The sequence below is a fragment of the Acinetobacter lwoffii genome, from assembly GCF_019343495.1.
Taxonomy (GTDB): Bacteria; Pseudomonadota; Gammaproteobacteria; order Pseudomonadales; family Moraxellaceae; genus Acinetobacter; species Acinetobacter lwoffii_P.
On record NZ_CP072549.1, the window covers coordinates 681,461 to 693,213 of the forward strand.

General features: G+C 42.1%; 10 protein-coding genes and 1 riboswitch. Of the genes, 8 read left to right on the forward strand and 2 right to left on the reverse strand.

Annotation, left to right across the window (positions count from 1 at the left end; genetic code table 11):
* Positions 1 to 81 precede the first annotated feature (81 nt).
* A complete protein-coding gene (locus J7649_RS03260) occupies positions 82 to 1,416 on the forward strand; it encodes a DcaP family trimeric outer membrane transporter (protein WP_219309346.1) in 1,335 nt (444 codons plus the stop codon).
* A gap of 48 nt (positions 1,417 to 1,464) precedes the next feature.
* Here the strand turns inward: J7649_RS03260 and J7649_RS03265 are convergent, their stop codons facing one another.
* Positions 1,465 to 2,886: an aminotransferase-like domain-containing protein gene (locus tag J7649_RS03265; RefSeq protein ID WP_219309348.1), complete on the reverse strand. Its 1,422-nt coding sequence runs from the start codon at positions 2,884 to 2,886 to the stop codon at positions 1,465 to 1,467.
* 378 nt (positions 2,887 to 3,264) lie between these two features.
* Here J7649_RS03265 and J7649_RS03270 point away from each other — a divergent pair, with 378 nt between their 5' ends.
* The 4 genes from J7649_RS03270 to J7649_RS03285 all read left to right on the forward strand — a co-directional run bounded on the left by J7649_RS03270 (position 3,265) and on the right by J7649_RS03285 (position 8,041).
* Positions 3,265 to 4,902 carry a long-chain-fatty-acid--CoA ligase gene (locus tag J7649_RS03270; RefSeq protein WP_219309350.1) on the forward strand — a complete coding sequence of 546 codons (1,638 nt, stop codon included), beginning with the start codon at positions 3,265 to 3,267 and terminating at the stop codon, positions 4,900 to 4,902.
* A gap of 297 nt (positions 4,903 to 5,199) precedes the next feature.
* Positions 5,200 to 6,222 (forward strand): flavin reductase family protein, encoded by a 1,023-nt coding sequence (locus J7649_RS03275; RefSeq protein ID WP_219309352.1) that lies wholly within the window; start codon positions 5,200 to 5,202, stop codon positions 6,220 to 6,222.
* Positions 6,223 to 6,264: 42 nt separating this feature from the next.
* Entirely contained in the window at positions 6,265 to 7,431 is a 1,167-nt protein-coding gene (locus J7649_RS03280) for a fatty acid desaturase family protein (protein WP_376699629.1), read from the forward strand.
* Positions 7,432 to 7,690: 259 nt separating this feature from the next.
* Positions 7,691 to 8,041 (forward strand): hypothetical protein, encoded by a 351-nt coding sequence (locus J7649_RS03285; RefSeq protein ID WP_004280391.1) that lies wholly within the window; start codon positions 7,691 to 7,693, stop codon positions 8,039 to 8,041.
* Positions 8,042 to 8,110: 69 nt separating this feature from the next.
* Here J7649_RS03285 and J7649_RS03290 read toward each other — a convergent pair whose 3' ends face one another.
* Positions 8,111 to 8,833, reverse strand: a complete 723-nt coding sequence (locus J7649_RS03290) for an HAD family hydrolase (RefSeq protein WP_005251895.1) — start codon at positions 8,831 to 8,833, stop codon at positions 8,111 to 8,113.
* Positions 8,834 to 9,113: 280 nt separating this feature from the next.
* On the opposite strand from J7649_RS03290, the gene J7649_RS03295 reads away from it, so the two are divergent.
* From J7649_RS03295 to J7649_RS03305, 3 genes are all read left to right on the forward strand, one after another.
* Positions 9,114 to 10,007, forward strand: coding sequence for a LysR family transcriptional regulator (locus J7649_RS03295; protein ID WP_004280389.1), 894 nt, complete (start codon positions 9,114 to 9,116; stop codon positions 10,005 to 10,007).
* 206 nt (positions 10,008 to 10,213) lie between these two features.
* Positions 10,214 to 10,325: riboswitch (guanidine-I (ykkC/yxkD leader) on the forward strand.
* Positions 10,326 to 10,353: 28 nt separating this feature from the next.
* Positions 10,354 to 11,091 carry an urea amidolyase associated protein UAAP1 gene (locus J7649_RS03300; RefSeq protein WP_219309354.1) on the forward strand — a complete coding sequence of 246 codons (738 nt, stop codon included), beginning with the start codon at positions 10,354 to 10,356 and terminating at the stop codon, positions 11,089 to 11,091.
* 11 nt (positions 11,092 to 11,102) lie between these two features.
* Positions 11,103 to 11,753: an urea amidolyase associated protein UAAP2 gene (locus J7649_RS03305; protein ID WP_219309356.1), complete on the forward strand. Its 651-nt coding sequence runs from the start codon at positions 11,103 to 11,105 to the stop codon at positions 11,751 to 11,753.

Consider the following 11,753-nt stretch of genomic DNA (forward strand, 5'->3'; position numbering starts at 1 on the left):
TTCCCAATGATATAGATCGCCATCGTAACGGGTGGTGATCTGTTGCTAGAATCGAAACGCATAATAAAAAGCGAGTTTAGGATGAACACGACACAATTATTTAATCAACCAACAATCACATTCAAGCGCACAGTTCTGATGAGCATGATGGCAATGAGTTTAGGGGGCATCAGCTTATCGACTCAAGCACAAACCTCAGCTCAGTCGAATCAGCAGGAAATTGAACAACTGCGCCAGGAAGTTCAGGCTCTACGCGCACTGGTTGAGCAACAGCAAAGACAGACGGCTGTGGTCACTGCACATGTTGCAGCAACACCTGCTCCAGCAACAAAACCCGTAATGAAAATTGCCAGTGGTGCCGAATTTAATCTTTATGGAAATATTCGTGCCGATGCCTCTTATCAGGCTGAAGGTGGTTCAGCAGCACGTATGTATAACCAGATTAATGCTGTACCTTTAGAAGGTGTCGGTGAGCGTAGTGATGAATTTAAATCTACTCTGGCTGCAACCCGTTTAGGCATGGATTTTAAAGCACCAGTCGGTGCTGGAGATAAAGCTTTAAGCGGTAAAGTTGAAGTGGATTTTCTGGGCGGCGCAAGCTTTGATAACTTGCGTATCCGTCATGCTTATATCAGCTATGCCAACTGGTTGATCGGTCAAACCTGGTCGAACTTTGCAGTGCCAGATTATATTCCGGAAACTGTAGATGCATTGGTTTATGCTGGCGGTTCAATTAAACGGACGCCACAAGTTCGTTATACCAGCACCATCAGTCCTGAAACCAATCTAGTATTTGCAGTAGAAGATCCTAAAGATGCAACCATTACTGGTATTAAACAACGTCTACCTGCTTTAACGGCACGTTTAAATCATAAATTTGCTGATAATCTTACAGTCAGTGCCCGTGCGATGGGGAATGAAAAGCGTGTCAATGAAGATGAAAAAACCGCATGGGGTGTAGGGCTTGGTGCCAAGTATGATGTTGTGCCGGGTACAACGCTCAAAGCTGACTATTACCATGTCAAAGGCGATAGCAGCTTTGTATCTTATGCAAATACGGGTGTGATTACCGCTGCAAATGGCGATTTATTACAAAGTGAATTTGATTCAATTTCAGTCGGTCTAACGCAGCAGTTTAATGACAAATTGCGCGGTACATTGGGTTATGGCTATATGAATTTTGATCAGGATACTGGTTATTTGGCTGCTGTTGATCAAACTAAAGCCAATAAAGACTTATGGCAAGCTTGGGCCAATATTTTCTATAGCCCAACCAAGCCTTTAAGTTTTGGTTTGGAATATGTCTATGGTGAGCGTGAAGCCTATGGACCTGTCTTAAATACTGAAGGTGATGCGATTAGTAGTCGTAAGGGTGAAGACAACCGTATTAATGCGGTTGCTATTTACAACTTCTAAGACTTCTTTCAATGAGAGAGTCTGAGCTGTAACAGAAGCGTGGATGAATTAATCCGCGCTTTTGCTCTTTTGAAGAATGGTTTCTGTCAGCAGATTGACTGCATCTTCAACCTTGGCTGTCCATTCAAACGAACAATTCAGGCGAATATAATGTTGGCTGGCAGGCTCAGGCTTAAACAGCAGTGCAGGGGCAATTGAAATATGCTGTTGAAGTAATTGTTCATAGAGCTGTTGGGCATCGACTTCTTTAGGCAACTCAATCCAGAGAAAATAACCACTGGAATAATAGTAAATTTCACAGAGGGTGCCTAAACGTGCTTTAAGTTCCTGATAAAATTTCTTTTTATATTTTTCCAGATGCTGCCTTAAATGCCGCAAATGTTTTTCATAATGATGATGTGAAATAAACTCGACCAGCGCATTTTGAAGTAAGGGACTGACCGTTAAAGTGCTCATGAGCTGTAAGTGCTGAATGGCATCCGAAAATGGGCCGGCATACACCCAGCCGACGCGGGCGCCCATCCCCAGCGTTTTCGAAAATGAGGCACAGTGCAGCACCATCTGATGCTGATCAAAATATTTAACCGGTAGCGGTTTGGATGAACCATAATTTAATTCCTGATAAACATCATCTTCGATTAAATACACCTGATATTCATACAAAAGTTCCGCGATTCTCTGTTTGATTTCAGAACTGACGGTAAAACCAATCGGATTATGGGCATTCAGCATCAGCCAGCAAACCTTGATCGGATATTGTTTTAAAGCCTGTTCAAATGATTCCAGATCAAAGCCAAACTGTGGATGTTCTGGAATCGTAATCACCTGTAATCCCAGACGTTCGGCTGCCTGCCAAGCGCCATAAAATATGGTTTGCTGCAACAGAATAAAATCACCGGGTTGGGTTAAGGCCTGTAAAGACAGATTCAGTGCTTCTAGTGCGCCGGACGTAATGACAATGTCATCTGGATTGCAGGTAATCCCTTGCAATTGATAACGGTTGGCAATCAGTTGCCGCAAGTCCTGATTACCAGGCGGCATATGGTTCTGATTGTTATAACTGCTTTTTCTTTTGGCCTGCTGCGCCAGAATCTGCATAAATTTAGCGTTATATAACAGCTCTGCATTGGGAAAGGCAGAACCAAAAGGCACAATCTCGGCTGACTGAGTCGATTTTAAATAATTAAATACCACCGAATTGATTTGAATTTTAGGATTTAAACCAATCTGGACGGACTGTTTGTTATTGAGCAGCGCTTGAGTGTGTTCTGCAACGTAATAGCCTAATTTGTCTTTGGCATAGACCAGCCCTTGTGCTTCAAGTTCTTGATAAGCATTGAGTACCGTCATCAGGCTATAACCAGATAATTGGGTCTGTTCGCGAAGTGAAGGTAATTTTTCATGTGCCTTCCATACGCCATTTTCAATCATCTGACGAATATTTTGTGCCAGTTTTTCAGACTTATACATATACTTTCTTGAACTAAAACTGTTCTAATTATTTTGATTTATAGCATATTTTAGGATGCTTAATATAACAAAAGGGAGGAATAGGATTATTGACATTCTATTTTTAAGCTTGAGTCTTGATGCAAGACAATTAAAGTGAAAATCAGGTCTCAAATTTTCTGTGGAAATTTTATCTCTACATAAATCATATTCCCATTTTTATACGCCTCAGTCACTTGGCTTAATTTGTCACAATTCGATACTTACAAAGTTAGATTTCCTTGCTAAATTCAATCCACATGATGATAAAAAGTAAGTTACGGTTTCAGACCGAGCCATCATGTAACTATAAAAACGATACGCAAATACGGACCAATAACAAGCACAAAGGAGTGGAAAATGCTCGGAAATATGATGTTTCAGCCTTTACTGATCAGCAGCATGATTGAACATGCAGGACGCTATCATGCCGATACCGAGGTAATTTCCAAAAATACCGATACCACTATTACAGTGACCAATTGGGGAGAAATTCACCAAAACTCGAAACGTTTTGCCAATGCATTACAACAACTCGGCTTGGCGCAGGGAGATCGGGTCGCGACTATTGCCTGGAATAATCATCGCCATTTAGAGTCCTGGTATGCCATTTCTGGCAGCGGCCTGGTCTGTCATACGATTAACCCGCGCTTATTTCCGGAACAGCTGATTTTTATTATCAATGATGCTGCGGATCGCGTGGTGCTGTTTGATAAAACATTTGTCCCTTTAATTAAAACCGTGAAAGCGCTGTTGACCTCGGTCGAGCATTTTATCTGTCTGGATGCGGCTGATCCGGCAGTTAGAGAAGCGATTCCAGAAGTTCAGTTTTATGATGATCTGATTGCCGGCCAAAATGCAGATTTTGAGTGGCCAATAATTGATGAAAACTCAGCAAGCTCTCTGTGTTATACCTCGGGAACTACGGGCAATCCCAAAGGTGTGCTGTTTAGCCATCGCTCTACGGTATTACATAGCTATGCCATCATTTTACCTGATTCCTTAAATGTCTCGGCTGCCGACATTATGTTGCCTGTGGTGCCGATGTTCCATGTAAATGCGTGGGGCACTCCGTATGCCGCTGCAATGGTCGGATGCACTTTGGTTCTTCCTGGACCGGGTCTGGATGGCACCAGTCTGGTCAACCTGATTGATACTTATCAGGTTTCGGTAGCACTTGGCGTACCGACCATCTGGCAAGGTTTGATTGCGGCCGCAAATCAGTCAGGTTCTAAATTGGAAAGCTTAAAACGTAATGTGGTTGGCGGATCTGCATGCCCACCGGCCATGCTAAGGGCTTTCAAAGAACAGTTTAATTGTGAAACGATCCATGCCTGGGGCATGACAGAAATCAGTCCATTAGGTACAGCGAATCAGCTCAAGACCAAACATTTGCATCTGTCTGATGAAGAAAAATTACAGATTCGTCTGTCTCAAGGCCGTCCGCCATTCGGGGTTGACCTACGTTTGACTGATGCAGAAAAAGGGACGCATGAAATTGAACGTGATGGACAAACCACAGGAAATTTACAGGTCAAAGGGCATTGGGTCATCAGCCACTATTTCGGCAAGGAAGAGTCAGCTTTGACTGCTGACGGTTGGTTTGATACCGGTGATATTGCTACGCTGGATCAGGATGGTTTTATGAAACTCAGTGATCGTTCTAAAGATCTAATCAAGTCTGGCGGAGAATGGATTTCATCGGTGGAGCTGGAAAATATTGCCATGGGACATCCGGAAATTGCGATGGCTGCCGTGATTGCCGCCCAGCATCCTAAATGGGATGAGCGCCCGGTATTGATTGCCATTAAAAAACCGGACAGCCAGCTAAGTGAAACTGATTTGCTAGATTATTATGCGGACAAGGTAGCCAAATGGCAGATTCCAGACCGAGTCGTATTTGTTGATGCGATTCCACTCAGTGGTACTGGTAAAATGCTGAAAAAGGATCTGCGTGAATTATATGGCGCAATACTTTTGGAGCAGGCAGTAGGTTAACGCGCCATTTAATCTGAAAATCCCAATATGAAGTCAAAAAACTGATCTCGAATAGAGGTCAGTTTTTTATGTACAGGCTAAGCAGCATTGTCTGTTTAAAAATGCTTTTTCTCAATCCATATCGCCTTGATCGCTACTTTTAGACGATATTGTCCGACAAAAAGTCATATTATATGGCTTAGGCACATAATTTGACCTGTATTGCCATGGTCTGAATGTGAGAATTCTTTATCCTGAGCAATATAATAATTAGACAGTTGTACATTAATGAAACTGTCTGCGGATAAGGGGATAAAAATGACAAGCATGCCAACCTATCAGCCGCATTGGATCCGGGAAGATTTCATTGATTTTATTGGTGAAAAAATCTATCCAACTTGGGCAATCAAAAAAGTTAAGGCTGCCGTTATGGGCATTCAAGCCATCAGCCCTGACTTTTTCAAGATTCACTTACGTCCAAATCATAATTTTAAAGCCAAGTCATTTCAGGCCGGCCAGAATATTGCAGTGACTGTCGGACTGGATGGCGTACGTCATCAGCGACATTATTCTGTGGTGACGGTATTGAAAAATGGTGATCTGATCATTGCGGTTAAACAGCAGGGCAAAGTGTCACGTGCCTTAAGCCTGATGCAAATTGGTGCCGTGATCGAAATATCACAGCCGCAAGGCGAGTTCACATTGCAAAAATCCACGCAGCCGATTTTATTCCTGGCTTCAGGCAGTGGGATTACGGCCATTTATTCCTTGCTGCAAAAAGCAGTGATCCAGTCTCTGGAACAGATCGACCTGATCTATTTCACTCGAGATGATGCCTTTCATGCTGAACTGAAAACCTTGGCTCTCATGCATCCAAACTTGAAATATCACCATTTCAATACTGTGGAACACCAGCAGCATCTGACGCAGAGCTTATTGCAAAAGCTGGTGCCAGACTTTGCAGAACGAAAAATTTACGCCTGTGGCTCTGCCGGGATGATGAAAGCTGCACTTCGCATCGTCGATAAACTGGATTTGAAATCCAATTTTCATTCAGAATATTTCCAGATTGTGGTCGATGAAAAAATTAAAGCACAGCCGGTACAGTTTTTAAGATCACAGCAGGAATTTCAGGCGCAGTCCAACTTACTGGAAAGTGCCGAAAAGTCTGGCTTGCGACCAGCACATGGTTGCCGGATGGGTATCTGCAATACCTGTTCCTGTACAAAGGTCAGTGGTTCGGTACGAAATGTCCTGACTGGTGAAATTGATCATGGTAATAATACCCAGATCAAACTGTGCATTTCTCAGGCAGTGAGTCCTGTGGTAATTAATTTATAAGCTATTGATAAGCCATTAATTAAACTATAAGAAGGTGCTCCCATGAATATGCAAATTGATTTTAAACGACATAGCAAAAGCCAATTTCTCAGTCCGGAACAGATTGAGGAATTCGGTGCCAAAGTCGATGCGATCCGCCGCGAGGTCATGGATGATCTGGGGGAAAAAGACGCCGAATATATTTATAAAATCCGCAACTTTGTCCGCTATAGTGAAATTGCCTCACGTGGCATGCTGATGTTTGCCGGCTGGTTGCCACCAGTATGGCTGGCAGGGACAGGTCTGCTCGGTCTTTCCAAAATCGTGGAAAATATGGAACTCGGCCACAATGTCATGCATGGCCAGTTTGACTGGATGAATGATCCGAGTCTGAATGGGGTGACGTATGATTGGGATACGATTTCAACCGGCGATGACTGGAAATACACCCATAACTATATTCACCATACTTATACCAATATTGTCGGGATGGATCATGATGTCGGTTATGGCTTGATTCGAGTCAGTGAATCGCAAAAGTGGGAACCACGCTTTCTGTTCAATATTCCACTGGGCATTCAGTTAATGGTGTTTTTCGAATGGTATGTTGGCCTGCAACGCCTGCATCTGGAAGACGTGATTGCCTATAAAACCAAGACCTGGAAAGAAGTCTGGGAAGAAGCAGCACCTTTGCGCCAGAAAATGCGCCGTCAGGTGTTAAAAGATTATGTATTTTTCCCGATCATTGCCGGGCCAAATGCCATTCCGGTATTTACCGGAAATGTGGTGGCCAATGTGATTCGCAGTCTATGGGCTTCTGCTGTTATTTTTAACGGTCATTTCACTGAAGATGCTGAAACCTTTGAAATGGACAATACCGACAATGAAACCCGTGCCGAGTGGTATTTACGCCAGATTCGCGGTTCGAGCAATTTTAGTGGAACAACTTGGCTACATATCTTGAGTGGTAATTTGAGTCATCAGATTGAGCATCATCTATTCCCGGACATGCCCGCCAATCGCTATGCGCAGGTTGCGCCAAAAATCAAAGCGCTCTGTGCAGAATATGGTATTCACTATAACGAAGCCAGCTTCATGAAACAGTTTTCTACAGTGTGGGTAGGTCTGGCTAAATGTTCTCTACCGAATCACTGGACTGAGCAGGTGGTTGAAAAAACCCATGCTGCCAAATCTGTATTCAACTACTTTAAAGCGAAACTATTGTCATAATTTTTAAGCTTTACTTATTCACCATTTTGGTACTCCTCAATAGATTTGGATGGTCTATTGAGGAATTTTTTTTGACCTTTATCAGATTCAATATCATTAAAATCCTCCTGTTTATGAATAAAATATGGATACAGATTTCAAAAAATGACGAAAGCAAAACAGATCCAGTACTGCTGAAACGCTTTGCCTACAACAACCTGCTTCAGCCCTAAGGGCTTCTCTCTATAATGGCCGCGTCGTTACACTTAAGGTCTCAGTTTTGAAACATCTTAAATATTTTTCAGCAATTCCATTATTAGTACTTTTAACTGCTTGTAACACCACTGAAGCACCCGCACCAGATTATCAGGGCAACTGGAAAAACACCGTGGAAAATCCAAAACTTGAAAATATTCTGGTTATTTCAAAAAATGGTGAAAATTATCTGATTACCAATACGATCAAAGATAAGGAAACCGGTAAAACCGAGAAAAAGAATCCAATGCCCGCTGCAGTGAACGAAAATGGCATGCTTCAGTTGAACGCAGGTGCAGGTATGGTCGATTTTGCAATCGATGAGAAAACCGGAAATCTGGTTGGTTCAGGCTCAATCTATAAAAAAGCCAAATAGTCAGCAAGATTTTTAAGCCACAAATAGTATTCAAGATGTCATGAACAAGGATGCTTCATGGCATCTTTTTTAGTGGATGTTGTTATTGAATGAACTTAATAATTCAGCAAAATTTTCGACATAATAATTTGCTTTGGCTTTAATCAAATCTATTTCATGAGCGGAGTGCTGGTCATAAATTCCCACTACCTCGATGCCCGCATGATTTGCTGCTTCTACACCGACTAGAGAGTCTTCAATAATTAGACATTCCTCAGGTCGAAGGTTAAAGGCTTGCAAAACATTCAGATAAACTTCGGGATGAGGTTTAATGTTCTGGACATTTTCACGGGTGAGAATCAAGGAAAAGTCCTCATCAAAGCTGATTTTAGAATTAATATTTCGATTGTTATCCTGATAGCGCTGTACATTGAATAAACTGGTGGTGGTGGTCAAAGCCAGTGATATCTGTTGCTGTTTTAAAGCCTGAATCAGGAGGTCTGCCTGAGGTTTTAACTCGACGATATAATCAAGAAAATGTCGGGAAATACTATAACGACGATTTTTTACTTCTTCTTTAGCTGGTTCAAAACCGTATTGTTCTTTTAAAAATCCACAATATTCCAGATAAGGATCTGGTCTATGTCTCAAGGCGGTAAGTTGAAGATCGCGCTGTTGCTGAATCTCATGTAAATCGACTTTTCTGTTGGAGAGCTCATCAATCAGGGCTGCATCGACCTGATTCCAGATGCCTACAGAATCAATCAACGTACCATCCAGATCAAAACAGACCAGCTTTTTATCCTGAAACATATAAGATTTCTCTGTATTTTTACCATTTATTGGGTGTGGCTGAGTATATCGCATACGATTTAAATGTTTAACTGACCTGAGCAAACCGGGCTGGAAATTTTGCGTTGAGGTACTTTTTAATGGATTTATTCATCTGGCAAAAGTATTTTTTTCGGAAAATTACAGCGAGTTTAATCCTGACAATAGTTGCGAAGTGTTATATTTTAATCTGACCCTCAATAGACTTATGCGGATGAAAGACCTGTCCGAATGATGAGAAAGTTAAAGGAAATGTATTTCTGTGTTTGAACTTGACTGTAAATTGCTCAGTATTTTTTATTATGTCTATAAATTTAAAAACGTATCTCAGGCAGCCGATCATTTAGATATGAGCCAGCCAGCGGTGAGCAATCTGCTGAATAAAATTCGCCAGCATTATGGTGATCCTTTATTTTTACGTATTGGCAATGAAATGCTGCCGACAGACCTGTCCAAACAGCTCTTTCCCTTGGTCAGCGAAGCACTGAGCAAAGTTGAAGCAATCAATAATTTCACTATCAATTTTGATCAGGTCACTTCACAGCAGCGCTTTACACTGGCGATGACCGATGTATCACATCTGGTGTTATTGCCAAAAATTTCCCAGTATCTGAAGCAGCATGCATCCCATATCCGTCTGAATGTGCGTCCGATTACATCGGAAACCAGTTATCAAATGGCCAATGGTGAGATTGATCTGGCTTTGGGCTTCTTGCCAAATCTGGAGAATGGCTTTTATCAGCAGAAACTGTTTGAGCAATATTATGTGGTGATCGCGGCGAAAGACCATCCGCGGCTCACGGGTGACAGCATCACGACAGAAGAGTATTTACGTGAAACCCATATTGATATTGATGCCGGGATGGGGCATTACCATATTGAAAATGAATTGCTGAATCTGGAACTCAAGCGTGACATTTTGATGCGTCTGCCCAGTTATCTGGGGGTAGGGCTGGTGGTACAAGAAACCGATGCAATTGCGACTGTACCTTATTATTTGAGCGAAGTATTACTATCGCGTGGCAATCTCAAGATTTTTAATGCACCAATTGCGTTCCCGACCTATTCTGTGAAGCAGTACTGGCATATGTCTTGTCATCATAAAACCAGTCATCAATGGTTACGTAATATGCTGCATGAGATTTTAAGTAAATAGCTCTACCGCTTAAATAGTTTGATTGAGTTCTCATCTCTAGATTTTACAATTCCCGGTTCAAGCCGGGATTTTTTTATTTTGGTACATCTTGATGCCTTTTTCAGAGCCTTGCACCTGAATTGATCAGCTCCAACTCAAAAAAAGTATTACTAAACATAAAAATAGTATTACTCATTTGGCACGCACTTTGCATTTATCTAAAACAAAGAAAAGTGATCTAGGGTTCCGATACATGAAGATTCATGTAGGTCTGCGACCGAGAGTTCACGGCTTAAGTTTCAAGCTCAAGCTACACGGAGGGATAAAAGCCCGGGAGGTAAACCGTACAAGATTGGGATGGATGCATATGAGCACAACTACTTATCACGAAGATCAAGTCCTCTGGACTGAACGTTTACCGGGTGGACACCACTGGTCAGCACGCATCCAGCGTGGCGCAGTTTTACAACTTAAATCTTTAGGCGCAAATGCCAATGTTTCACTGTTTTGTGTGAATAGCGAAGATAAGCTTGAAGCCTATAACATGCCAGACAGCTTAAAAGGTCAACACAGCGCATTTTTAAGTACAGGGCACATTTTGGCGTCTGATTTAGGTCGTGCGATGATCTCGATTGTTAAAGATGACCATGGTTGGAATGATACCTTTTGTGCGCCAAGTACCGCACAGCAAATCGAACAACAGTTTGGCAAGCAAAGCTTCCAAGATGCGCGTAACGACATGTACCGCAACGGTAAAGACAGCTTGCTTTTAGAGATGACCAAATTTGGCTTATCGGCGACGGATCTTAGTAGTAGCTTAAACCTATTTTCAAAAGTTGCACCGGATGACAACGGCAACTTGTCTTATGTCGTATCTGATAATACCGATCAAGTGATTGAACTACGCTTTGAAATGGATTGTTTGGTGTTTTTATCCAGCGCACCACATGCACTCGACAATTCTAATGAATATGCACCAGCCGATATTCAGCTCTCACTCTTTAAAGCACTGCCTTTAGGCGACACCGATGTCTGCCGTGACTCATGCCCGCAAAATCAGCGTGCGTTTCAAAATAATAACCGCTACTACGCTTTAACTGCTTAAGGGGAATGATCATGACTGCACTCGTAAATCTAGAAAAATCAATCCTTAGTGAAGTATGTCCTGCTGGCGAAGCGTGGATGTGCGAAGTCAAAAAAGGCCAATATTTCCGCATTGTAGACCTTGAAGGCAACCAAGCGGTGGATACTTTGTTTATTTCCGCACAGAATCCTGAAGAGCGTTATAGCGCAACCGATACTTTGGCGATGAACCGTCAAATTTATCTAGAAAAAGGTACGACTTTATATACCAACTTTGGCAATAAAATTGCGAGTATTCATGATGACAACTGCGGTCGCCACGATACTTTAGGCGGTGCATGTTCATGTGAAAGTAACACGGTTCGTTATGCGCATGATAAATATCCAATGCACAGTTGCCGTAACAATTTCATGATTGCATTGTCACAACATCCGATTGCGAAAAAGCATGGTCTGAATGTGCGCCATATCGGTCCAAATATTAATTTTTTTATGAATGTACCTGTAACTTCAGATGGTCACCTGAAATTTGATGATGGGATTTCTGCACCGGGCAAATATGTGGAAATTAAAGCTGAGATGGATTTGATTGTGTTGATCTCAAACTGCCCACAACTGAATAACCCATGTAATGCCTATAACCCAACAAAAATTCAACTAATTGTCCGTGAAGGCGAGGTATAA